This window comes from Acidovorax sp. GW835-FHT14G06 (assembly GCF_058793595.1).
In genome coordinates this window covers 165,130-188,680 of record NZ_JBXAGA010000001.1, presented here as the reverse complement: position 1 = coordinate 188,680, position 23,551 = coordinate 165,130, and the positions used below count along the sequence as shown (strand labels likewise).

Sequence of the window (23,551 nt, the reverse complement as noted above, 5' to 3'; positions counted from 1 at the left end):
GGCGCGGTGTGGTGTAGGGGCGGCGTTGCCTGGGCGTGCTATATCAAAATTGATAGCTACTTAGGCATATTCCACTAGCGCATCCGGCCATTTTTCTTCATAAACGACAAAACCCGACGCAGGGCCGGGTTCCAGGGGCGTCGCAGGGCTTGCGCCTTGCGCGTCGTCGTTTTTGCAGCGCTTATGCGGCCTGCGACACGCGGGCCTGGTTGGCGGCCACGCTGGTGTGGGTGGTGATTTCCACATCGGCCGATGCCAGTGCGGCCGCCTTGGCGTCCGGGCCCATGGCCACGCCTTCTGCACGCACAAAGCGCACGTCGGTGATGCCGAAGAAGCCGAACACCACCTTCAGGTAGCTCTCCTGGTGCTCCATGGCCTGGCCGCCTTCGCTGGTCGAGTACACGCCGCCACGGGTGGAGGCCACGATCACCGTCTTGCCACCGGCCAGACCCACGGGGCCCTTCTCGGTGTACTTGAAGGTGCGGCCCGCTTGCGCCAGGCGGTCGATCCAGGCCTTGAGCTGGCTGGGGATGGAGAAGTTGTACAGCGGCGCGCCAATCACGATCACGTCGGCGGCCAGGAACTGGCTCACCAGTGCTTCGGACAGCGCGTTTTCAGTGCGTTCCACCTCGGTGGCTGCGGCCTGGCCGGTGCGGAACCCCAGCGACTGGGCCGACAGGTGCGAAGGGGCCTGCTGGGCGAGGTCCAGGTATTGCACGGTGGTGCCAGGGTGGGCGGCTTGCCATGCAGCCACGGTGCGGGCAGTCAGTTGGCGGGACACGGATTGATCGCCAGTGATGGCAGAGTCGACGTGAAGCAGTTGCATGAGGGAACTCCTGGGGTTCTGTGGATCGGAGCCACAGCGTGTGGCCATGGGATGAATTGTGAGGATGGATCAATTTGTTGATAAGGTAGTGAACTTGCGATAAATTGTTCTATCCATAGAACGATTGAAGTGTGTTACGGACCCCTCCATGCAAGACCTCAACGACATGCTGTATTTCGCCGAAGTGGTGGAGCGCGGCGGCTTTGCCGCTGCGGGCCGTGCCCTCGGCATCCCCAAATCGCGCCTGTCGCGCCGGGTGTCGGACCTGGAAACGCAGCTGGGCGTGCGCCTGCTGCAGCGCACCACCCGCAAGCTCTCGCTGACCGAAGTGGGCGAGGCGTATTTGCGCCATTGCCAGGCCATGCGCGAGTCGGCCCAGGCGGCGGCCGACACTGTGGCCCAGGTGCAGACCACACCGCGCGGCACCATCCGCGTGAGCTGTCCTGTGACGCTTGCACAGACCGTGGTGGCCGAGCTGATGCCCCGGTTTCTCGCCCAGTACCCCGAGGTGCGCATCGACATGCTGGTGAGCAACCGCGCGGTGAACCTGGTGGAGGAGGGCATCGACGTGGCGCTGCGCGTGCGGCCGTCGGTGGACGACAGCGGCAGCATGGTCGTCAAGCGCCTGGACCACACCACGCAGATCCTGGTGGCCAGCCCCGAGCTGCTGATCCGCCAGGGCACACCCAAGACGCTGGACGACCTGGCCAAGCTCGACAGCATTGCCATGTCGGCCCCCGAGGGGCGCTCCACCTGGAACCTGATTGGCCCGGGCGGCGTGCACCAGGTGGTGCAGCACACGCCGCGTTATGTGGCGGACGACCTGCTCACGCTCAAGTACGCCGCCGTGGCCGGCACGGGCGTGTGCTGGATGCCCGACTACATGTGCCAGGAAGAAATGCGCGAGCGCAAGCTGGTGCGGGTGCTGCCCGACTGGGCACCGGCACCCGCCATCGTGCACGCCGTGTTCCCCTCACGACGGGGCCTGTCGCCCGCGGTGCGGCGGTTTCTGGACTACCTGGGCGAGGCCATGCCCGGGCGCAGCAGCCTGAGCACGCGGCAGGCCCTGCAGGGGCTCGACGGCGCGAACATCTGAGTCGCTGAATTCAAATACTGTGCTTGTGCACTGTTTCAGTGGGCAAAGCGCTTTTTGGCGCCACAATGCAACGAATTGCAACTGTGCGGGCTGCGCCCGTCCGTGTGGTCGGCACACGCGGCGGCCCGGGGACTTTTTGTGACCGCTCCACACCCCATCGACCAAGACATCCGGCAAGCCCGCGTGCACCCTGCCGTGCGCGCCATCGTGATCCCGCCGTGCCCCGAATCGTTGCTGCGCCTGCAGCAGATCGTGGCGGCGCCCGAGCTGGACTCGACCGCGCTGGAGCAACTGGCATCCTCCGACGTGGCCCTGGCCGCCGCCGTGATGCGGCTGGCCAACAGCCCGCTGTACGGCCTGGCCCAGCCGGTGCAGACCGTGGGCATGGCGCTGACGGTACTGGGGCTGCAGCCGGCCGTGGAGCTGCTGTCTGCCTTCATCACGCGCAACGCGCTGCAGGTGCGCTCGCCGCTGCTGGAGCATTTCTGGGAAAGCTCGCAGCGCCGCGCCATTGCGTGCGAGCACATCGGCCACCAGCTCTACAGCCTGGACCCGGGCCTGGGTTACAGCTTCGGGCTGTTCTGCCACGTGGGCATGCCGGTGCTGGTGAAGGCGGTGCGGGGCTACGCGGGCACCGTGACCGAGGCCCTGGCGCGCAAGGACCGCACCTTTACCCAGACCGAGAACGCGAGCCACCGCACCGACCATGCGGTGATGGGCGCCATCGTGGCGCGCACCTGGCACCTGCCGGGCGACGTGGCCCAGGCCATCTGGCTGCACCACGACTTTGCCTGCCTGAACGACGAGCAGTTTGATCCCACCGTGCGCCACCTGGTGGCGCTGGGGTTGCTGGCCGAGTTTCTGGTCAACCAGCACGACGGCCTGGCCCCCACGCGCGAGTGGACCCAACACGGCCAAGCCTGCATGGACCACCTGCATGTGACGCAGGACGAGCTGGACCACTGGATCGACGCGCTGCACCCCGCGTTTGAGGCGGTGCGTTTCTGATGATTCCGACGAGCAACTGACTCGCCGCTACCGCCGAGCGGGGCAGCTAGGCCCGCCCCCTGCGGACATGACGTGGGCACTGCGAGACCTGCCGGTGCGCTTTTCAGCGGGCCGCTTCCAGCAGCTCTGCCAGGCGCGTGTGCCCCCGCTGTGCCGCGAGCTGTGCCGCATTCAGACCTTCGCGGTCCACCAGCGCCGGGTTGGCGCGCAAGGCCAGCAGCCGCTGCACAGTGGCGGTGTGGCCGTTCATGGCCGCCAGCATCAGAGCGGTTTTTCCTCCGGGGTCGCGGGCATCCACTGGTGTGCCCTGTTGCACGAGGGCTTCGACCTGCTGGGGTTGGCCCGAGCGGGCGGCCTCCCAGATGGTGTTGGGCGCGGCCGCGCCCAGATTTTTTGACATGGCAGGGGCTGCAGCCGCCGCTTGGTGGTCGCGCGCTGCAGAGTCCGCTAGCGGGGCGCGGGTGGCTGGTGCAGCTGCTGCGGCGGGGGCAGCCGGGGCGGTTTCTTGAAGGGCTGGTGCAGTGGAGACTGATGCGCGTTCGCGCCTTTCGGCACCAGATTCGGCAGGGGAGGCTGCGGTCGAGGGCGGGGGGGGCGACGCTGGGAAACCGGAGAGGGCCCCGGCTGCGCGAGGTGCTGACAGGGCTTCCTGCTCAGTGGAAGGCGACACAGGAGCGGGCTGGGCGGGTGCTGGTGTCTGCGCAGGCGCGGGGGGGGCTACCGTGGCGGGCTTGGGGAGCATGGCGTCGGCCGACGGGCCGGCGCTGTTCCGCGTACTTTTCTGCGCGCTTTCCGGTGCAGGCGGAGTGACCGATGGGGGCTCTGCCGGTGGCGGGAGCGTCGGTGTGGCCGCAGGAGCAGGGACCGTGGGAGCCTGCGCAGGCGACTCGGTCCGGCGGTGGCTGAAAGCGGTGTCCCGCTCTTCGAGCGTGCCGCGCTCAAACTGCAGCATCAGCAAGCCAGTCAGCCCCACCACGGCCAAGGTGGCCAGGGCAGAAATCTTCCAGCGGGCCTGGTTGGCGGCAGGGGCTGCTACCGGGGTGGCCGATGCCGCAGCCGCTGCCACCATCTGTGCATGCGCACGCACGGCATCGCGCACATGCACGCCGGGGCGGGCGCCTTCCTGTTCGCTGGCCTCGTGGTAGCGCCGGACCAGTTCGTCATCCTGCCGGGTCATACAAACTCCTTGAGGTGCTGGCGCAGGCTGGCCCGCGCGTAGCGCAGGCGGCTTTTGGCGGTTTCAAAGTTCACGCCGGTGGCCTCGGCAATCTCCTGCACGCTCAGGTCTCCTTCGGCTTGCAACAAAAAGGCCTCGCGCTGCTCTGGCGGCAACTGCTCCACGGCGGCGATGAGCGCGGCGGCCTGCTCGCGCGACTGCAATTGGCGCACGGGCCCGAAGCCCGAGTCCGCTACCAGCGTATCTGCCCGGCTGCGCGCATCGTCGTCGCTGGCATCCAGGCTGGCATGGTGTTTGGCGGTACGCAGATGGTCCACCAGTCGGTGGTGTGCCAAGGTGAACAGCCAGGTGCGGAACCTGGCCTTGACCTCGTAGCGGGCAGCGTTGCGCGCCACCGCAAACCACACGTCCTGCAGCAGGTCGTCGGCCACGGCCTGCACCTTCACGCTGCGAAACACGAACCGCCACACGGCCAGCTCGTGCCGGGCGTAGAGCCGGTCGAACGCACCCAGGTCGCCGCTGGCGTAACGCAGCATCAGCGTCTCGTCGGCATCGTCGTGGGGCGGGGCGGATGGCACCCGCGGATTATGCGAGGCCCGCATGCACCAGCGGCAGCGTACTGGTAGATGCTCTCAAGGCCTACCTCGGGTCGGGAACGTACGACAGGTTGTCGGACTGTGGAAACGCGCGGGGCACAGGGGGCCGCGCGATGGGCTCGCGGATCACGCCCGCAGCCATCAGGTTTTCGCGGCTGTCATAGCGGATGCTGATGATTTCGTTGGGGCGGAGTTGCAGCCGGGTGAAAGTGGTGTGCGACACAACGGATGTCTCGCGCTGGCCGTGCGCCGTTCCCAGCTTGGCCGACGGGATAGGCGCCGCCTTGGCCGCACTGTCGGCAGACATCGAGCGCGCCGAGGACTCGGCCTCTGACGCTGGCGACGGCGCGGCGGCGGCCGGTGCGGGTGCCGACTGTGCCGAGGGCAGCGCAGGCGCCGGCTCTTCGCGCAAGCGCCCCCGGCTGTTGGCCATCCCGTTGCTGCTATCACGGCGCTGGCTGTATGGCTCGGGTACGAAGGTGGGTGAGGGCACCGGTGGCTGTTCGCGGAACAGCGCCACGCCAATCACGCCCACGTGAGCGGGGCGGCCCGTGCGGGCGGCATACGAGTTGGTAATGTGCGAGAACTCGAACGCAGCGACTTCGCTATTGCTCTTGCGCCAGCCGGTGATCTGGTAACGCTCATAGGGCGAGAACACATACCCGCCCTGGTCCCACGCAGCGGTTTCGCCGCTGAGCACGTTGACCCCGTCCACCGAAGGAACGGCCAGTACCCGCTCGCCCAGCCGGTTGCGCACATTGATGGCATACCGAGCGCCCGGGCGGCCGGCCACCCAGTATTCGCCTTGGGCGTAGTGCACTGGCAGCGTGGCGCCAGTGTCGCGGTCCACGATGGTGACATCGGCCAGGCGGCCAATGCCATGGGCAGGTAGATGGCTCATACCCAGCAGCGCGGCCAGTGTCGCGAGGGCGGGGAAGGTGAGAGAACGGTGTTTCATGGCAGCTCCATCAAAAAAGTGGTGGTGCTGGGTGAAACGAATGGCGCGGGCGAATGGGGTTGAGAGGAGCCGAAAAAATCCTGAATTTTTTCAGCGCCTCATCACACCGCAACTCTGCGGAACCGTCGTCCGCACTGCAGCTTCAGCGCGCGAGGCGGCGCACGCTGGAGGCTGGCAGGGCATTGCCCTGGGGGGATGCCATTGCGCGCGGGGCGGGGTTGCCCATGCCCGCTGTGGCACTGCCACTGACCTGGAACACGGCCACCAGCTCCGCCAGGCGCTGGGCCTGCTGGCGCAGGTTTTCTGCGGCAGCGGTGCTTTCGCCCACCAGCGCGCCGTTTTGCTGTGTCATCTGGTCCAGCTGGGTCACGGCCACGTTGACCTGCGAGATGCCGTCGCTCTGCTCGGCAGCGGCGGTGCTGATCTCTCCAATGATGCCGTTCACGCGCTGAACGCCTTGCACGATCTCGTTCATGGTGTCGCCGGCATTGGCTACCAGCTGGGTGCCCGAGTCCACCTTTTCGACGCTGGACTGGATCAGCGCCTTGATCTCCTTGGCGGCCTCGGCGCTGCGTTGCGCCAGGCTGCGCACCTCGGTGGCCACCACCGCAAAGCCGCGCCCTTGTTCGCCTGCGCGAGCGGCTTCCACGGCAGCGTTCAGCGCCAGGATGTTGGTCTGGAACGCAATGCCATCGATCACGCCGATGATGTCGGCGATCTTCTGGCTGCTGTGGTGGATGTCCTGCATGGTACTCACCACCTGCTGCATCACTTCGCCGCCCTTGGTGGCGGTGCTGGCGGCGGTGGTGGCCAGGGCGTTGGCCTGGCGGGCCGAGTCGGCGCTTTGGCGCACGGTGGCAGTCAGCTCTTCCATGCTGGCCGCGGTTTGCTCCAGGCTGCTGGCGGCTTGCTCGGTGCGGTGTCCCAGGTTCTGGTTGCCGCTGCTGATGTCGTCGCTGGTGGTGCGCAGTTGCGCAATGTTGTCGCGCACGGCCGACACCAGCTCATGAAAGCGCTGCTGCATGTCGCGCACAGCCACCATCACGCTGCCGGTGTCGCCCGCCTTGACCTGCACATGTGCCGTCAGGTTGCCTTGCTGGATGGCCTGCACCACGGCGCGCACTTCGTTGGGCTCGGCCCCCAGTTCGCGGCCAATGCTGCGTGACACCAGCACCGTCACCGCCACGCTGATCAGAACGGCCAGCAGGGTGATGGAGAGCATCACGCCGGTAAATTGGCTGGCGTCCTGGTTGGCCGCCTGGCTGTTCTTGATGATGCGGCCTTCTTCGTAGTCAATGAGTTTGTTGGCAGCGGCCAGCCATTGCTCGTACTGGGGTTTGGCCTCCGCCCAGAGCAGGGCTTCGGCGCCCGCGCGGTCACCGGCCTGCGTCAGTGCGACCACCTTGCCGGTGGTGGCCACCGTGCGTGCCTCTATGTCCTTGAGGGCCTGCACCATGGGGCCCACTTCGGGTGGGACCTCCTTGGCGGTTTTCAGCACGTTGTCGAGTTGTGTGGCGGACTTGGCATAAAAGTCGGCCAGTCGTGCGATGGACTCAATTTCTTTCTTGCGCGCATCGTCATTCGGCGCCAGCACCACGTCGCGCACTGCGATGGAGCGGTCATGCGCCGAGCCTCGGAAGTTGATGGCAACGCGCTGGATGACTGCGTTTTGCGTGGCGTTGGCGGTCAACGCGCCATCGATGCCCCGTGCAATGAGCACGCTGTAGACCGACATTCCTAACAAAGCCACGATGACCAGGCCGAAGCCCACCATCAGGCGCTGGCTGATTTTCCATGTGTGCATTGAAAGTGCCTCTTGAAGATGTCTTGGGACAAAGTTGCCAATACAAACCACAAGCATTGGCGGCCCCATAAGCGGGAGTGCCACGGCAAAGTGTTTGCATTTGGTTACATTGTACGCGCTGGTAAATAAATAAACCGTTTGGTTTAAGTTATTCACTCGATAGTCGGTGTTTTCCGAGGCTGTTCTAAGTGCTCAGTGTTAGATGATTTGGCGATTAAGTAAGAAAAATTAAGTTGTTTTGGTTTTAAAGCATGGACTGCAGAATGCCTGCTCTGTGACCACCACCACTTCCATCATCATCGTCCCCGGCTGGCGTGACTCGGGCCCCGGCCACTGGCAGAGCCTGTGGGCTGAGCGCCTGCCGCATGCCCGTCGCGTGGTGCAGGACGACTGGATCACGCCCACCCGTTCGGCCTGGGTGAGCCAGCTGGAAAAGACAGTGTTGGCTGCGCCCCAGCCCGTGGTGATCGTGGCGCACAGCCTTGGTTGTATTGCCACTACGCACATGGGCCCGGAGGCTGCGGCCAAGGTGTGTGGTGCGTTGCTGGTGGCACCGGCCGACCCCGAGCGCCGCGCCATCCTGAGCGACTTTGCCCCTGTGCCCTACGCCCCGCTGCCTTACCGCAGCATCGTGGTGGCCAGCAGCAACGACCCTTTCTGCCCCATTCGCCTGGCGGGTGCCTATGCGCGGGCCTGGGGCAGCGAGTTTGTGCGCATGCAGAACGCAGGGCATATCAACATCGACTCGGGCCACGGTGAATGGCCTTTGGGTTGGGCGTTGCTGCAGTCTCTGGAGGGCGACCACGGCACCGTCCAGCCAGCGGCTGGTTACTCGCACGTTTCTCCGGCCGCCGCCTGATTGCTATCTAATTGATAGCTATCGGTGCATGTCTGACTAGCGCTTGAAGCCCTTAGGGCTCTAAATGCTGGGCCCAGGCAGCTGGTGCGGGGTTCGAAGTCATGGCATCAGCACGCCCTGCGAGGAGTTCATATGCCAATTTTCGATTAATTAACAAGAATATATTCTTTTGAGTTTTAAGGGGTGGTCCGCACAATGCGGAATCTCCAGCAATTTTTGGGCGACCACACCATGACTTCTCTGAAACTCAAGACCCTCCTGGCCTCTCTGGCCCTGGCCGCGAGCGGCATGGCTGCCGCTCAAAATTCGCTGCTCAACGTGTCGTATGACGTGGCCCGCGAGTTCTACAAGGACTACAACGCCGCCTTCGCCGCGCACTACAAGAAGACCACCGGCCAGGACGTGAAGATCGACCAGTCGCACGCTGGCTCCAGCGCTCAGGCACGGGCCGTGAATGACGGCCTGGCGGCTGATGTGGTCACGATGAACACAACGACCGACGTGCAGTTTCTGGCTGACAACGGCGTAGTCGCCAAGGACTGGGCCAAGAAGTTTCCGCACGACGCATCGCCCACCACCTCGACCATGCTGTTCCTGGTGCGCAACGGCAACCCCAAGAACATCAAGGACTGGGAAGACCTCATCAAGCCCGGCGTGCAGGTGATCGTGGTCAACCCCAAGACGGGCGGCAACGGTCGTTATGCCTATCTGGCCGCCTGGGGCGCCGTACGTGAAAAGGGTGGCACGGAGGCGCAGGCCGCAGAATTCGTGGGCAAGCTCTACAAAAACGTGCCCATTCTGGCCAAGGGTGGCCGCGATGCCACCGCCACCTTCCTGCAGCGCAACCAGGGCGATGTGCTGATCACCTTCGAGTCCGAAGTCGTCTCCATCGACCGCGAGTTCGGCGCGGGCAAGGTCGATGCCATCTACCCCTCGGTGAGTGTGGTGGCCGAGAACCCCGTGGCTGTGGTCGAGCGCACAGTGGCCAAGAAGGGTACGGCGCAGCTGGCCAAGGCTTACCTCGACTATCTGTATTCGGATGAAGCCCAGGAGATCGCTGCCAAGCACGCCATTCGCCCCCGTTCGGAGGCCGTGCTCAAGAAGTACGCCGACACCTTCAAACCGCTCAAGCAGTTCACGGTGGCCAAGTACTTCGGCTCGCTGACCGAAGCGCAGAAGGTGCACTTCAACGACGGCGGTCAGTTTGACAAGCTGTACACGCCCGGCGCCAAGTAAGTAAGTCCAGCGCTTTTCCCGACTCACCACTGCATCTATGACCACTGCGAACGCTGTGGCCGCAGCCCCGGCCGGACGGCGCGCGCCCAAGCGCGTGCTGCCTGGCTTTGGGCTGTCACTGGGCTACACCCTTTTCTACTTGAGCATCATCGTGCTGATCCCTCTGTCGGCACTGATCTTCAAGACCTTCACACTCACCTGGGAGCAGTTCTGGGCCGCCATCAGCGCGCCGCGTGTGATGGCTTCGTACCGGCTGACCTTCGGCGCATCGTTTCTCGCGGCGCTGGTCAATCTGGTGTTCGGCCTGCTGATCGCGTGGGTGCTGGTGCGCTACAAGTTCCCAGGCAAGAAGATCGTCGATGCGCTGGTGGACCTGCCGTTTGCGCTGCCCACCGCCGTGGCGGGTATCTCGCTCACCGCCCTGCTGGCAGGCAATGGCTGGGTGGGCGGCATTCTGGAGCCCATGGGTATCCAGCTCGCGTTCAAGCCCGCAGGCATCGTGATTGCACTGATCTTCATCGGCCTGCCGTTTGTGGTGCGCACCGTGCAGCCCGTGCTGGAAGATGCCGAAAAAGAGCTGGAAGAAGCCGCCACCTGCCTGGGTGCCACACGCCTGCAGACCTTTACCAAGGTCATCCTGCCCTCCATCACGCCCGCACTGCTCACCGGCTTTGCCATGGCATTTGCGCGGGCGGTGGGTGAATACGGTTCGGTCATCTTCATCGCAGGCAACATGCCCATGGTGTCGGAGATCACGCCGCTCATCATCATCGGCAAGCTGGAGCAGTACGACTACGCTGGCGCTACCGCTGTGGCCGTGGTGATGCTGGTCATCTCCTTCATCCTGCTGCTCATCATCAACGCGCTACAAGCCTGGCAGCGCCGCCACGCGGGGGCACCAGCATGAGCGGCAACAACTCCCGAACCATTCGCCGCGCACAGGCGGGCACGACCGAAGCGCCCTGGGTCCGCTACACGCTGATCGCCATCGCCTTGGCTTTCATGCTGCTGTTCCTGGTGCTGCCGCTGGCCGCCGTGTTTGCCGAGGCGCTGCGCAAGGGCTTTGGCGCGTACCTTGAAGGCCTGCGCGAGCCCGACGCCTGGTCGGCCATCAAGCTCACGCTGATCACCGCGCTGATTGCCGTGCCGCTGAACCTGGTGTTTGGCGTGGCCGCCGCTTGGTGCATTGCCAAGTACGAATTCAAAGGCAAGGCATTTTTGACCACGCTGGTGGACCTGCCGTTCTCGGTGTCGCCCGTGGTGGCGGGCCTGATCTACGTGCTGATGTTCGGCGCACAGGGCTGGTTTGGCCCCTGGCTGCAGGCGCACGACATCAAGATCATCTTTGCTGTGCCGGGCATCGTGCTGGCCACCGTGTTCGTGACCTTTCCGTTCATCGCTCGCGAGCTGATCCCGCTGATGCAGGCACAGGGCAACGACGAGGAGCAGGCAGCCATCGTGCTGGGGGCCAGCGGCTGGCAGACCTTCTGGTACGTGACCCTGCCCAACATCAAGTGGGGCCTGCTGTACGGCGTGATCCTGTGCAATGCGCGGGCCATGGGCGAGTTTGGCGCGGTGTCAGTGGTGTCGGGCCACATCCGTGGGCAGACCAACACCATCCCGCTGCATGTCGAAATTCTCTACAACGAATACCAGTCGGTGGCTGCGTTTGCCGCAGCCTCGCTGCTGGCTTTGCTGGCCCTGGTCACGCTGGTCATCAAGACGATTGCCGAACACCGCAACGAACAAGCCCTGAAGGCCGCCGCCGAATTGCCGCCCGAGCGCCCCGCGCCCGCTGGCGTGTGAAGGAAACATAACATGAGCATCGAAATCCGTAACGTCAGCAAGCAGTTTGGAGCCTTCCAGGCCCTGCGCGATGTGAGCCTGGACATTGCCTCGGGCGAACTCATTGCGCTGCTCGGCCCCTCGGGCTGTGGCAAGACCACGCTGCTGCGCATCATCGCGGGCCTGGAGACGGCCGACGTGGGCACCATCCACTTCAGCGGCGAAGACACCACCGACGTGCATGTGCGCGAACGCAACGTGGGCTTCGTTTTCCAGCACTACGCATTGTTCCGCCACATGACGGTGTTCGAGAACGTGGCCTTCGGCCTGCGCGTGAAGCCCCGCAGCGAGCGCCCGAGCGAGGCGCAGATCAAGAAAAAGGTCATGGACCTGCTCAAGCTGGTGCAGCTGGACTGGCTGGCCGAGCGCTACCCCTCGCAGCTGTCGGGCGGCCAGCGCCAGCGCATTGCGCTGGCCCGTGCCCTTGCGGTGGAGCCCAAGGTGCTGTTGCTCGACGAGCCCTTCGGCGCGCTGGACGCCAAGGTGCGCAAGGAACTGCGCCGCTGGCTGCGCCGCCTGCACGACGAATTGCATGTCACCTCGATCTTCGTGACCCACGACCAGGAAGAAGCCCTGGAAGTGGCGGACCGTGTGGTGGTGATCAACCAGGGCCGCATCGAACAGAGTGGCTCGCCCCAGCAGGTATGGGACCAGCCCGCCAGCCCGTTTGTGTATGGCTTCCTGGGCGATGTGAACCTGTTCCATGGGCGTGCTCACGAGGGCCTGGTGCACCTGGATGGCATGCAGATCGACTCGCCCGAGCACCAGGCTGCGCAGAACGCCAAGGCCTTTGCCTATGTGCGTCCGCACGACTTGGACGTGGAGCGTTACTCCCCGGGCGCGGGCCTGGACGCCGAAGGCCGCCCCCGTGGCATCGTGGCCCAACTGAGCCGCGCCATTGTGGTGGGGCCGATTGCGCGGCTGGAACTTATTCCCTCGGGTGATCACAAACCAGCGGACAATGATGCGTCCCCAGACCCCCTGATCGAAGCGCAGATCCCTGCGCAGCAGTTCAAGGAAATGGGTTTCAAAGAGGGCGAAACGCTGGTGGTGACACCGCGCCGCGCCCGCGTTTTTCTGGATCACGCCGCTGGAATTTGACTTCCCTCTGAGCCGCTTCGCATCTTCCCCCTGTGGGTGGACGACGGCCCTTGCTGCGGGACGGCCCTCGCTGGCCGTCCGCGCGTTTGGGTTGTGACGGTTTCAGGGGCAATGCCCTGGGCGGCTACTGTTGGATGAGGGATAAGGATGATGGTGTTGAACTGGATTGATCAGGCCCCGCGTCGCGTGCTGGCGCTGATCAGCGTGGCCTGTGTGGCGATGCTGGCGTTTGGCATGTACCTGCAGCATGTGGTGGGCCTGGAGCCTTGCCCTATGTGCATCGTGCAGCGGTATGCGCTCATTGGTGTTGCTGTATTCACGGCCCTGGCGAGTGCGCGAGGCCATCGGGGCTGGTGGATGAGCTGGGCGGTGCTGGCCGTGATCACTGCCGGGTTTGGCGCCTTTGTGGCGGCTCGTCAGAGCTGGCTGCAGTGGTACCCGCCGGAGATCGCTACCTGCGGTCGCGACTTCTACGGCATGATCGAAAACTACCCCATCAGCCGCGCCATCCCCATGATCTTCCGGGGCTCGGGCGATTGCACTGCGATCGACTGGACCTTCCTGGGTGGCTCGATTGCCAACTGGTCGTTCATCTGCTTTGTGGGGTTTGGCTTGGTGCTGCTGGCTGTGCTGGTGCGGGCATTGAAGGGGGGCAACAAGCGAGGCTCTGGTTATTCGATGGCATGATGCCTGTGAGGCATGGACTTGCATGAAAAAGGCGCTCCAGGGAGCGCCTTTTTCGCTATGGGAAGGGCTGCCAGCGCCGGTGTTCCTGCTCCGAGCGCAGTCCCACCTGGTTGCATGAAAGCGCACAAGGTTGGCTATCCAAGCACCACGTCCCCTGCGTCCAGCGATGGCGGACGCAGAAGGTCCTCGTTGATGCCCATGGTCTGGCTGGCGCGTTCTACGGCCTGCCACAGTGGCGCAGGCATTTGCAATATCTCTTCAGGCGAGGAGGAGCGTGCGATCCATGCACTGATTTGCAGGTGCTGCTCGTGGGTGAGCAGGTCCAGGTTCAACATTTCATCGATGATTTTCATGCAGGGGCTACAGGGTCGATGGGTTGGCTTGGGGATGGCTCAGCGCGGTAAAGCCCTGAGGAGGCTGTGCTGTGCATGAAGCGAAGAGGGGTTGCTCCATGGCAACCTCTAGCGTCACGGAGCGTGGTGTTCTGTAGAAGAGATGGTACCCAAAGCACCAATCTCAAGCGGGTCTCAGACGGCAGCGTCAGTCTGGCATTGCGGTGCCATGCGGGAACGATACACCTTGCGTACCGTCAACCCATGCGGGCAGTTTGGGCATCACCTGGCCAAACAGCGGACTGGCCTGCCATTGCGCCAGCCAGGCTCGCAAGTGAGGCCACGGCTGTGTGGTCCACCAATCGGCATCAATGCCTGCAAACTGCCGCACAAAAGGAGCAATCGCCATGTCGGCAAGGGCCGCGTGTGTGCCGAACAGGTGAGGCTGATCTGGTGAGAGACGCGCCTCCAGCGCAACCAACCAGGCCACGGCTTGGGCGCGTTCCGCGTCCATGTCAGCGTCCGGGTATCTGCTGGGGTACTTGCACCGGTCCAGCGTCTGCTTGAACGGGCCATCGCATTCCGCAATCAGCGCGAGCATGTCTTCCAGGCTGCCATGGCTGGGGGTGAGCCAGCCTTCCGGGTCGTGTTGTCGCAGCGCCCACAGCATGATGTCCAGGCTCTGCTCCAGCACCTGGCTGCTGGGCAACACCAGCACGGGCACCGTGCCCTTGGGCGATGCCTGCAGCAACCCCTGGGGCTTGCTTTTGAGCACCACCTCGCGCAGTTCGCAAACCTGGCCGCTCACGGCCAGGGCCAGGCGGGCGCGCATGGCATAGGGGCAGCGGCGGAACGAGTACAGGACGGGCAGGGCGGTCATGTTGTGCCATCCACGCCGTCGTCCTCCGCGTGTCTGGCCACAGTGCGTGCGGGGCGGCCAGGTTGCTGCGCGCCGATGTGTTCTTGCCCCCGCTGCCGTGCCAGCTGCATCTGCCGCTCGCGCTCGGCCAGGGCGCGTTCCTGCTCGGGTGTGCGGGTGCCGTGGCAATACGGGCAGCTCACACCGGGCACGTAGTGCGGTGATTGCAACTCGGCTTCGCCCAGCGGCATGCGGCAGGAGCGGCACAGCTGGTGATGGCCCGGCGCGAGGCCATGGCCCACGGACACGCGCTCGTCGAACACGAAGCAGTCGCCATGCCAGCGGCTGGAGTTCTCGGGCACGGTTTCCAGGTACTTGAGGATGCCGCCTTCCAGGTGGTACACCTCGTCAAAGCCTTGAGACTTGAGGAAGGCGGTGGATTTTTCGCAGCGGATACCGCCGGTGCAGAACATGGCCACACGCGGTTTGTCGGCCAGCACGCCGCCGGGCTGCGATTGCTCGGCCACCCAGGCAGGAAACTCCGCAAAACTCTTGGTGTGCGGATTGATCGCACGCTCGAAGGTGCCGATGCCCACCTCATAGTCGTTGCGCGTGTCCACCACGACCACGCCGGGGTCGTCGATGAGAGTGTTCCAGTCCTCGGGCTTGACATAGGTGCCCGCATTGCGGGCGGGGTTCAGGCCCGGCACGCCCAGGGTGACGATCTCGCGCTTGAGGCGCACGCGCATGCGATAGAACGGCATGCGCTCGGCCAGCGCCTCCTTGTGCTGCAGGGCCGCGAAACGCGCATCGCTGCGCAGCCAGGCCAGCACGGTGTGGACGCCCTGCGGTTCGCCCGCGATGGTGCCGTTGATGCCCTCGGGCGCCAGCAGCAGCATGCCGCGCACGCCGTTCGTATCGCACAGGGACTGCAGGGGCTCGCGCAGCGCGGCAAAGTCCGGCAGGTCCACAAACTGGTAGAGCGCGGCGGTGAGAAAGCGGGGTGTGACCGAGTCCACGGAATGGGCGTTTTTGAAACAGGAAGGGTGATGATAGCCGTCACCTTTCGTTACGATGCGGGGTTACCAACGCTGCTTGCAAGGTGGTCGCATGAGCAAGGAATCCACTCTCAATCTGTTCCGTCGGCTGGAGCAGCTCAACGGCATCGGCGCCGCGCTCTCGCGCGAGCGGGACATCGACCGGCTGCTGGAGAACATCCTTGAGGCCGCCAAGACCATCACCGGTGCCGACGGGGGCACGCTCTACAGCGTGACGGAGGACCGATCAGCACTCAAGTTCGAGATATTGCGCACGGATTCGCTGGGCATCAGCCTGGGGGGAACTACGGGCAAGCCCATCGACCTGCCTGTGCTGCCGCTGCGCAATGCTGACGGGGCGCCCAATGATTCGCTGGTGGCGGCTCACTCTGCCATCCATGACCGTACGGTGAACATTGCTGACGCGTACAGCGCAGCGGGGTTTGATTTTTCTGGCACGCGCGCGTTTGACGTGCGCACGGGCTACCGGTCGCAGTCGTTCCTGACGGTGCCGATGAAGAACCACGACCTCGAACTCATCGGCGTGTTGCAGCTGATCAACGCGCGCGACCCCGAGACGGGGGATGTGATCACCTTCTCGCAAGCCGACCAGAGCCTGGCCGAGTCGCTGGCCTCGCAGGCGGCCATTGCGCTGACCAACCGGTTGCTCATCACGCAGCTGGAGCGCCTGTTCGAGTCTTTCGTGAACCTGATCAATCTGGCCATCGATGAAAAGTCGCCCTACACCGGCGGCCACTGCCAGCGCGTGCCCGCCCTCACGATGATGCTGGCCGAGGCCGTGGATGCCACCCGCGAGGGGCCGTTGGCAGCGTTCAAGATGAGCGACCGTGACCGCTACGAGCTCAAGATGGCGGGCCTGCTGCACGACTGTGGCAAGATCACCACGCCTGTGCACGTGGTGGACAAGGCCACCAAGCTGCAGACCATCTACGACCGTATCGGCCTGGTGGATACGCGGTTTGAGGTGCTCAAGCGCGATGCCGAACTGGCCGCGCTGCGCCGCCAGCTGGCGCTGCGTCCGGTGGTGGACGCGCGGGTTGAAGGCCAGGAGCTGCAGGCACTGCAGCACGAGATCCATGCGCTCGAGGAAGACCGCGAGTTTCTGCGTCGCAGCAACACCGGCACCGAGGCCATGCGCCCGGAGGACCAGCAGCGCGTGCGCGATATCGCCGCCATGCGCCACTGGCGCAACCCGCAGGGTGTGCAGACGAGCTTTTTGACGGCCGAGGAGGTCGAGAACCTCACCATCCGGTCCGGCACTCTGAACCAGGCCGAGCGCGACACCATCAACTACCACATCGTCGCCACCATCAAGATGCTGGAGACGCTGCCCTGGCCGCGCCACCTCAAGAACGTGCCTGAGTATGCTGGCGGCCACCACGAACGCATGGACGGCAAGGGTTACCCGCGTGGCCTTACGCGCGACCAGATGTCGCTGCAAGCCCGCATGATGGGCATTGCCGACATCTTTGAGGCGCTGACGGCCGCAGACCGGCCCTACAAAAGCGGCATGACCCTGTCGCAGGCGCTCGCCATCATGTGCAAGATGCGGGACAACGGGCACATCGATCCCGACCTGTTCGAGGTGTTTGTGCGCGAAGGGGTGTACCTGCGCTACGGCCAGCAGTTTCTGGATGCGGGGCAGGTGGACGGGGTGGAGGTGCCGGCGATGGGGTTTTGACACCGCCGCACCCCATTGCATCACGATGTGCGCATGCTATGCTATTGATAGCTTCTGACGCATGATTCAGTAGCGCTTCCGATCAAAATCATCCAATTTCTTCAGCCTCTGCACTCGCACCTGCCGTGACGCTGGCCTGCGACATCAGCCAGTCCCGGAACGCAGTCATGGCCCCTGTGGTGGTGCGCGATTGCAACCGGGTCAGCCAGTAGGCGCCCCGGTGCAGCTCTTGTGCAAAGGGCTGCACCAGACGGCCTTGCTGTAGTTCGCGCATGAACATCTTGACCGGCAACAAGGCCATGCCTGCACCTTGCGCTGCGGCTTCGGCCAGCGTCAGGGACGAGTCGAACACCGCGCCGCGCACCACGGGGCAGGGCGCTCCTGCGGCCTCGAACCAGGCCGTCCATTCGTCGGTGCGATAGCTGCGCAGCAAAGGCTGGCGCACCAGGTCGGCCGCTGTGCGCACGCCGTGGGCCAAGGCGGGCGAGCACATCACGGACATGGGTGCATCCATGATGCGGTCGGCCTGCGTGCCGTGCCAGGCGCCGTCGCCAAAGCGAATGGCGTAGTCCAGCCCTTCGCCCGCCATGTCCACCCGGTTGTTGTGCGTGAGCAGGCGCAGGTCCACAAAGGGGCAGGCCTGCTGAAAGTCGCGCAGCCGGGGCAGCAGCCAGCCCACCGCAAACGTGCCCACGGCGCCCACGGTCAGCACCTCGCGTGGCCGGGTGTCGCCCAGCTTCTCCAGTGCGCGCTGCAGGTTGCCAAACGATTCCACAACCACCGGCAGCAGGGCCTGGCCTTCGTCTGTCAGCGCCAGGCCGCGTGGCAGGCGCCGGAACAGCGGTTTGCCCAGCCTGTCCTCCAGCTTGCGGATGTGCTGGCTCACGGCGGTCTGGGTCACGTGCAGCTCCTGTGCTGCGCGCGTGAGGTTCAGGTGGCGTGCAGCTGCCTCAAAGGCGCGCAGGGCGTTGAGCGGCAGGTGCATGGCAGGCAAAAGTTTTTCTGGGGTTTGATCGCAATTATGGTCGATGGTGCTTTCAGCAAAGCCCCCTTATTGTTCAGACCTTCACTGAACTTTCTTCGAATTTTTCCATGCAAAGACGACAGTTTTCCTTGGGGTTTATCGCCGCTGCAGCAGCCCTGCCGCTGTGGGGGTGCGCAGGCACAAGCCGGGTGTCGGACCGCCAACACGCTGCTGCCCGTCAGTGGAACGAGGCGCTGGCCGGTATCGAGCGGGACGCCCAGGGCCGCCTGGGGGTAGCCATGCTCGATACCGGTTCGGGCCTGGCGTTGGGCTGGCGACAGGATGAGCGTTTTGCGATGGCCAGTACCTTCAAGCTGGTGTTGGCAGGCTGGATGCTGGCACTGGTGGACCACGGCAAGGAGCACCTCGACAACCGGGTGCGCTATGCCAGCAATGACGTGGTGGCCTACTCGCCCGTCAGCGGCCCGCGCGCGGGCGATGGCGGTGGGCTGACGGTGGGTGAGCTGTGCGCGGCCACCGTCAGCCTGAGCGACAACACCGCCGCCAACGTGCTCATGGCGCGCCACGGCGGCCCGGCCGGGTTCACCGCGTTCGTGCGTTCGCTGGGTGACGAGGTCACGCGGTTGGACCGCACCGAGCCCACGCTGAATGAGGCAGCCGTGGGCGACCCGCGCGACACCACCATGCCGCTGGCCATGCTGCAGACCATGCACAAACTGGTGCTGGGCAATACGCTCAGCCCCACGTCCCGCGCCTGGCTGCAGCGCTGGCTGGTGGAGACGAGCACGGGCGATAAGCGCCTGCGCGCCGGTGTGCCGGGCTGGAAGGTGGGCGACAAGACGGGCACGGCGGGTGACAGCGGCACGGCCAACGACATTGGCGTGTTGTGGCCGCAGGACGGCGGCGCGCCGGTGCTGGTGACCTGTTACCTCACGCGCTCCACGGGGTCAGGCGAGCAGCGGGACGCGGCGATTGCGCAGGTGGCGCGGGCCGTGGCGGCGGCGCGTGAGACGTTCACCCGTTCTTAGAGCTTCTTGACCAGCACCTGGCTCTTGCGGTCCCAGTTGTACTTGCGCTTGCGTGCGTCGGGCAGCCAGTCCGGGTCCACGGGCGAGAAGCCGCGCTTGATGAACCAGTGCATGGTGCGGGTGGTCAGCACGAAGATGCTGTCCAGCCCCAGCAGGCGCGCGCGCTGCTCGATGCGCTTGAGCAGCTTTTCGCCGTCGCCCGTGCCCTGGCTTTGGGGCGATACCGTCACCGCGGCCATCTCGGCGGTCTTGGCCTCGGGGTAGGGGTAGAGCGCCGCGCAGCCAAAGATCACGCCGTCGTGCTCAATGATGGTGTAGGTGGCGATGTCGCGCTCGATCTCGGTGCGGTCGCGTTTGACCAGCGTGCCGTCCTTCTCGAAGGGCTCGATCAGCTGCAGGATGCCGCCCACATCGTCAATCGTGGCCTCGCGCAGCTCTTCGAGCTTTTCGTCGATGACCATGGTGCCGATGCCGTCGTGCACATAGACCTCCAGCAGCAGCGAGCCATCCACCGCAAACGGCAGGATGTGGCTGCGCTCCACCCCCGCCTTGCAGGCCTTCACGCAGTGCTGCAGGTAAAAGCCCGTGTCGGTGGGCTGCTGTGCAGGCGGCAGCTGGGCCAGCAGGGCTTGCGCGGCGGCCAGCGGCAGCTCGGTGTCGATGGGGTTGTCGTCGCTCTCGGGCTCGGTGGGCGACGTGCGGATGCCCTGCACCTCGGTGAGAAAGATCAGCTTGTCGGCCCGCAGCTCGATGGCCACGCTGGTGGCCACTTCTTCCATGCTCAGGTTGAAGGCCTCGCCCGTGGGCGAGAAGCCAAACGGCGACAGCAGCACCAGTGCGCCCATGTCCAGCGTGCGCTGAATGCCGGCCACGTCCACCTTGCGCACCAGGCCCGAGTGCTGAAAATCCACCCCATCCACAATGCCCACGGGGCGCGCCGTGAGGAAGTTGCCCGAGATCACGCGCACCGTGGCGCCCGCCATCGGCGTGTTGGGCAGGCCCTGGCTGAACGCGGCCTCGATCTCATAACGCAGCTGCCCGGCGGCCTCCTGCGCGCAATCGAGCGCCACAGAGTCAGTGATGCGGATGCCATGCGAATACTTGGCCGCATGCCCCTTGGCTGCCAGCTGCTCGTTCACCTGCGGGCGAAAACCGTGCACCAGCACGATCTTCACGCCCATGGCCTGGATCAGTGCCAGGTCTTGCGCAATGCTGTGCAGCTTGCCGGCTGCAATCGCCTCACCCGTCAGCCCGATCACAAACGTCTGGTTGCGGAACTTGTGGATGTAGGGCGCCACCGAGCGGAACCAGGGGACGAAGGTGAAATTGAAGACGGCGGACATGGAGGAGGGTGTGTGGGGCAGTGGTGGTAATGCGCGAGGAGCGAATGATAAGTGTCCTTAGCGACCGGGTGCAGGGATTTGCACGCTCAGCCAGGGTGACCGACGAACAGCGCCGCGATGCGGCTGCGCCAGCGTTCGGCATCTTCCCGCCGGTCAAACCCGCCCAGGTGCATGGGGCGCTCGCCATGCACTGTCAGGCGCAGCACATGGTAGGGGCCGTCTTCAGAGGTGCGTTCCACCACCTCTGGTGGTGCAAAGCGATCAAACGCAATGTGCACAGTGCGGCCCACCAGCGGCCAGCGCGAGGTGCGCCGCACCTGGCGCCTGGCCGGGTCGAAATGTAGCGTCAGCACCCGCCCCAGAGCAATCGCCAAAAACAGCGCGCCCATGGCGCAGGCCGCCATCACACACGCGGCGGCCAACAGCAGGTGCAGCCACGGGGTCCGGGCCGTGGCGTGCATCACAAAGGGAACAGGAATCAGGAACATGCCCAGCGCAATGGCGCCCACAAAGAGGCGCATCGGCACCGAGATGTGCTCGGCGTAGTGCAGCCCGTCACCGAACTCGGAAAACCCGCTGGCCATGTTGATCCTTGGTCCTTCGTGCTGGGGGTTACGCCAGCTGGGGCGCTGCGGATACTGCCCAGCGCGCGCGAAACGCGCTGAGTTTGGCACCAAAGGGCTCCAGCACGAGGCCTTCTTCGGGCAGGGTGCCTGCGGCATCCGAGGGGGGCGCCAGCGCAATGCCGCAGCCCTGGAGCAGCGCGACCATCTCCGCAGGGGCGATGGTGCCGTGTTCCAGCAAGGCGTCCACCGTGCGCCCCAGTGCCTCGTGGTGCGTGGTCAGCAGCGCCTGGGCGCGCTGGTATTGCTGCTGCATCAGCGCCTCGATGGCCTCGTTGCTCGGGCCGATGTCGGTGTTGACATGGTTGTCCATCTCCACGGTGACATCGGTGCGGGCCAGCCGCGCGCCAAAGCCATGGTGGCGGATGTAGCGCGCTGCCTCGGCCGTCACCTGCTTGAAGTCCTGCTCGGCCCCGGTGGTGCAGGCCATTTCGCCAAACACCAGCTCCTCTGCCACGCGGCCTGCCAGGCCTACGCACATCATGTCGAGCGCGTTCTGGCGCGTAGTGGCCTTGAGGCTGGAGAAGCTGTTGTAGCCGCCCTCGAACGAGGCAATGTTGATCTTCACCTCTTGCGGAGCGTGGCCGAACAACACGCAGTACGCCAGGCCGTGGCCTGCCTCGTGCACCGCCAGCAGGGCCCGAAAGTCTGCATTGGCACGTTGCTTGAGCCGGTTCAGCTCCAGCGTCACCGCAAACGCGGCCTGCACTGCGCCCTCCGGCCCCTCGCCCGACACCAGCAGGTGGCGCTTGTCGGGCGCCAGGTGAATGGCGAACTCCTGGTCCATTGAGAGCTGCTCCTGCACCACCCACAACGCCGCGTTGACCAGGTTGGCGCTCAGGATCGCATGCACCGATGAGAACAGTGGCCGCGTGCCCTGCGCAGGAAACACCGAGTTGGCATACAGCTCGCTCAGCACATCCTGCCCGATGGCAAACCTCACGCCGCATTGCGCGGCGATGTCGTCCACATAGCGTGTGCACAGGTTATGGATGAGGCGCTCATACGTCGCCTTGCTGAACGACGGGTAGACCACATGTTCATTGCCCAGCCGCGCGATCTGCTCGGGCTTGAAGCGATCGCCCAGCGCCTTTTTCACATCGATGAGCGACAGCTTGCGCGTCAGGCGGTGAAAGATGTCGGCATCGGTGTCGCAGTCTTCCACACGCTGTGCGGTCTCGTGGTACATCTCGTCGAGATTGCCGCACACAAACACAAGCAGCTTGCTGTAGTCGGTCTCCCACGCCTGGCTGGACTGCTGAAAGCTGGCAAATAGCGCCTGCACCTTGGCGGGCGGCCACTGCATGATGGCGGACAGCGGCTCCTGCAGCTTCAGCATGCGCTTGAGTTCTTGCGCATCCCAGGCGTCCAGTTGAAAGCGGTAGGGCTTCTTGCCTGCGCGATCGTCGTCGCCATCTTCGGCGCGCTCAGCCTCGTAGTGCGCATCGGCCAGCTTGCGCTCGATGTTGGACAGTGCGCTCAACGCGGGTGGCAGGCGCCCGTCGGACAGCAGCGTCCACACGTCCTGGTAGCGCTCCACCTTCACGTCGGCGCCCTTGGTGTCCACCGTGCGAAACCGCTGGAACTCGTCCAGCACCAGGATGCCCGGCATGCCTTCGTGAATGCCCGAGTCGCCCAGCATGCCCGAGATGGACGAGCTGCGGTAGCTCGCGCCGTGGCTGAAGCCGTCCATCTGCACTTCCACAAACCGGTCGTAAAAGCCCAGCAGCTGGGCCAGCCGCCGCGTGAGCTGCGTCTTGCCCGTGCCGGTCAGGCCCCACAGGCAGACGATGACCGGCCGGGTGATGAGCTGCGGCAGCACGTACCAGGCGCGGATGGCATTGATCACGCGGTCGATCACGTCGTCGATGCCGAACAGCTCAGCCTTCAGTTGCAATGCCGCGTTGGCCAAGGCCTGCTGGCGCTGGGCCAGCTCTTCGCTGCTGGCGAGTACAGTGGCAGACCCGACTGCTTGGGCACGCACGGGTGCTGGGTGTGCCGCGTGCGTCGGCGCACCGGTCAGCGCCGGGTGCGGGGTGGGATGCCGCTGGTGTGGCGGCAGTGGGTTGTTGAATGGATTCATGTCAATCGTTCAAAAAGGGGCTCTGGATCGCCTTGCGCAGGGCGACGTTGTCCGCACGGCGCTGGGCCCCACGGGTTCGGATGTGCTTGCCTGCCGCGCTGGACAGGTTGCGTTGGGCCAGCGCTGCGGCCACAGGGTTTCGGGGCGGGCCCGAGGCTTCGAGCTTCAGCACCAGGGGCTGCTTCATGCGACGCAGCTTCTTGATTTCACCCTGGGCGAAGGCCCGAGACAGTTTTTTGGCACTCATGGTGTGCACGTACTCCACAAACAAAAAACCCCGGCGATGGAGCCAGGGCTTGCGGAGCACGTGAAAGAGTGCGCGGGTGCATTTGCCATGGCTGAACTGTGTGTGCACAGTCCAGCCGG

At 64.9% G+C, this 23,551-nt stretch carries 23 protein-coding genes; 10 read left to right on the top strand and 13 right to left on the bottom strand.

The genetic code is table 11. The features are described 5' to 3' along the window. Positions 1-181: 181 nt before the first annotated feature. Positions 182-826 carry an FMN-dependent NADH-azoreductase gene (locus AC1Q64_RS00820; protein WP_291439403.1) on the bottom strand — a complete coding sequence of 215 codons (645 nt, stop codon included), beginning with the start codon at positions 824-826 and terminating at the stop codon, positions 182-184. Between the two features lie 148 nt (positions 827-974). On the opposite strand from AC1Q64_RS00820, the gene AC1Q64_RS00815 reads away from it, so the two are divergent. Both AC1Q64_RS00815 and AC1Q64_RS00810 read left to right on the top strand, forming a co-directional pair. Further along, a complete protein-coding gene (locus tag AC1Q64_RS00815; RefSeq protein WP_291439405.1) occupies positions 975-1,922 on the top strand; it encodes a LysR family transcriptional regulator in 948 nt (315 codons plus the stop codon). 138 nt (positions 1,923-2,060) lie between these two features. Then, positions 2,061-2,930, top strand: a complete 870-nt coding sequence (locus AC1Q64_RS00810; RefSeq protein ID WP_056746683.1) for an HDOD domain-containing protein — start codon at positions 2,061-2,063, stop codon at positions 2,928-2,930. 103 nt (positions 2,931-3,033) lie between these two features. On the opposite strand, the gene AC1Q64_RS00805 is transcribed toward AC1Q64_RS00810, so the two are convergent. The 4 genes from AC1Q64_RS00805 to AC1Q64_RS00790 all read right to left on the bottom strand — a co-directional run bounded on the left by AC1Q64_RS00805 (position 3,034) and on the right by AC1Q64_RS00790 (position 7,465). Then, on the bottom strand, positions 3,034-4,107 hold the full coding sequence (locus tag AC1Q64_RS00805; RefSeq protein ID WP_492250110.1) for an ankyrin repeat domain-containing protein: 1,074 nt from the start codon (positions 4,105-4,107) through the stop codon (positions 3,034-3,036). Further along, entirely contained in the window at positions 4,104-4,709 is a 606-nt protein-coding gene (locus AC1Q64_RS00800; protein ID WP_492250109.1) for a sigma-70 family RNA polymerase sigma factor, read from the bottom strand. Before AC1Q64_RS00800 ends, AC1Q64_RS00805 begins: the two co-directional genes overlap by 4 nt. Before the next feature lie 37 nt (positions 4,710-4,746). Then, positions 4,747-5,661, bottom strand: a complete 915-nt coding sequence (locus AC1Q64_RS00795; RefSeq protein ID WP_492250108.1) for a hypothetical protein — start codon at positions 5,659-5,661, stop codon at positions 4,747-4,749. Between the two features lie 142 nt (positions 5,662-5,803). Next, positions 5,804-7,465: a methyl-accepting chemotaxis protein gene (locus AC1Q64_RS00790; RefSeq protein ID WP_492250107.1), complete on the bottom strand. Its 1,662-nt coding sequence runs from the start codon at positions 7,463-7,465 to the stop codon at positions 5,804-5,806. A 274-nt stretch (positions 7,466-7,739) separates the two neighbouring features. Here AC1Q64_RS00790 and AC1Q64_RS00785 point away from each other — a divergent pair, with 274 nt between their 5' ends. The 6 genes from AC1Q64_RS00785 to AC1Q64_RS00760 all read left to right on the top strand — a co-directional run bounded on the left by AC1Q64_RS00785 (position 7,740) and on the right by AC1Q64_RS00760 (position 13,193). Then, the gene (locus AC1Q64_RS00785) at positions 7,740-8,324 is read left to right on the top strand and encodes an RBBP9/YdeN family alpha/beta hydrolase (RefSeq protein WP_492250106.1); all 585 of its coding nucleotides are present in this window, start codon (positions 7,740-7,742) and stop codon (positions 8,322-8,324) included. Positions 8,325-8,555: 231 nt separating this feature from the next. Further along, positions 8,556-9,560 (top strand): sulfate ABC transporter substrate-binding protein, encoded by a 1,005-nt coding sequence (locus AC1Q64_RS00780; protein WP_291437525.1) that lies wholly within the window; start codon positions 8,556-8,558, stop codon positions 9,558-9,560. 37 nt (positions 9,561-9,597) lie between these two features. Beyond that, on the top strand, positions 9,598-10,467 hold the full coding sequence (gene cysT, locus AC1Q64_RS00775; protein ID WP_492250105.1) for a sulfate ABC transporter permease subunit CysT: 870 nt from the start codon (positions 9,598-9,600) through the stop codon (positions 10,465-10,467). Next, a complete protein-coding gene (gene cysW, locus AC1Q64_RS00770) occupies positions 10,464-11,366 on the top strand; it encodes a sulfate ABC transporter permease subunit CysW (protein ID WP_056746212.1) in 903 nt (300 codons plus the stop codon). Before cysT ends, cysW begins: the two co-directional genes overlap by 4 nt. Positions 11,367-11,378: 12 nt before the next feature. Next, entirely contained in the window at positions 11,379-12,506 is a 1,128-nt protein-coding gene (locus AC1Q64_RS00765; RefSeq protein WP_492250104.1) for a sulfate/molybdate ABC transporter ATP-binding protein, read from the top strand. Positions 12,507-12,656: 150 nt separating this feature from the next. Further along, a complete protein-coding gene (locus AC1Q64_RS00760) occupies positions 12,657-13,193 on the top strand; it encodes a disulfide bond formation protein B (protein ID WP_492250318.1) in 537 nt (178 codons plus the stop codon). A gap of 134 nt (positions 13,194-13,327) precedes the next feature. On the opposite strand, the gene AC1Q64_RS00755 is transcribed toward AC1Q64_RS00760, so the two are convergent. The 3 genes from AC1Q64_RS00755 to trhO all read right to left on the bottom strand — a co-directional run bounded on the left by AC1Q64_RS00755 (position 13,328) and on the right by trhO (position 15,403). Then, complete coding sequence (locus AC1Q64_RS00755; RefSeq protein WP_291437536.1) at positions 13,328-13,546, bottom strand: hypothetical protein; 219 nt, start codon at positions 13,544-13,546, stop codon at positions 13,328-13,330. 187 nt (positions 13,547-13,733) lie between these two features. Further along, complete coding sequence (locus AC1Q64_RS00750) at positions 13,734-14,405, bottom strand: glutathione S-transferase (protein WP_492250103.1); 672 nt, start codon at positions 14,403-14,405, stop codon at positions 13,734-13,736. Next, positions 14,402-15,403 carry an oxygen-dependent tRNA uridine(34) hydroxylase TrhO gene (gene trhO / locus AC1Q64_RS00745; RefSeq protein ID WP_291437539.1) on the bottom strand — a complete coding sequence of 334 codons (1,002 nt, stop codon included), beginning with the start codon at positions 15,401-15,403 and terminating at the stop codon, positions 14,402-14,404. Before trhO ends, AC1Q64_RS00750 begins: the two co-directional genes overlap by 4 nt. A gap of 91 nt (positions 15,404-15,494) precedes the next feature. Here trhO and AC1Q64_RS00740 point away from each other — a divergent pair, with 91 nt between their 5' ends. Continuing rightward, positions 15,495-17,123 carry an HD domain-containing phosphohydrolase gene (locus tag AC1Q64_RS00740; RefSeq protein WP_492250102.1) on the top strand — a complete coding sequence of 543 codons (1,629 nt, stop codon included), beginning with the start codon at positions 15,495-15,497 and terminating at the stop codon, positions 17,121-17,123. An 88-nt stretch (positions 17,124-17,211) separates the two neighbouring features. Here the strand turns inward: AC1Q64_RS00740 and AC1Q64_RS00735 are convergent, their stop codons facing one another. Further along, a complete protein-coding gene (locus AC1Q64_RS00735; RefSeq protein WP_492250101.1) occupies positions 17,212-18,108 on the bottom strand; it encodes a LysR substrate-binding domain-containing protein in 897 nt (298 codons plus the stop codon). Between the two features lie 107 nt (positions 18,109-18,215). On the opposite strand from AC1Q64_RS00735, the gene blaACA reads away from it, so the two are divergent. Then, positions 18,216-19,136, top strand: coding sequence for an ACA family class A beta-lactamase (blaACA, locus tag AC1Q64_RS00730; protein WP_492250100.1), 921 nt, complete (start codon positions 18,216-18,218; stop codon positions 19,134-19,136). On the opposite strand, the gene argA is transcribed toward blaACA, so the two are convergent. From argA to AC1Q64_RS00710, 4 genes are all read right to left on the bottom strand, one after another. Next, positions 19,133-20,479: an amino-acid N-acetyltransferase gene (gene argA / locus AC1Q64_RS00725; RefSeq protein ID WP_492250099.1), complete on the bottom strand. Its 1,347-nt coding sequence runs from the start codon at positions 20,477-20,479 to the stop codon at positions 19,133-19,135. The genes blaACA and argA overlap by 4 nt on opposite strands. Positions 20,480-20,565: 86 nt before the next feature. Beyond that, positions 20,566-21,063, bottom strand: a complete 498-nt coding sequence (locus AC1Q64_RS00720; protein WP_291437546.1) for a hypothetical protein — start codon at positions 21,061-21,063, stop codon at positions 20,566-20,568. A 28-nt stretch (positions 21,064-21,091) separates the two neighbouring features. After that, a complete protein-coding gene (locus AC1Q64_RS00715) occupies positions 21,092-23,185 on the bottom strand; it encodes an ATP-binding protein (RefSeq protein WP_492250098.1) in 2,094 nt (697 codons plus the stop codon). Position 23,186: 1 nt separating this feature from the next. After that, positions 23,187-23,432, bottom strand: a complete 246-nt coding sequence (locus tag AC1Q64_RS00710; RefSeq protein ID WP_492250097.1) for a hypothetical protein — start codon at positions 23,430-23,432, stop codon at positions 23,187-23,189. Positions 23,433-23,551 lie beyond the last annotated feature (119 nt).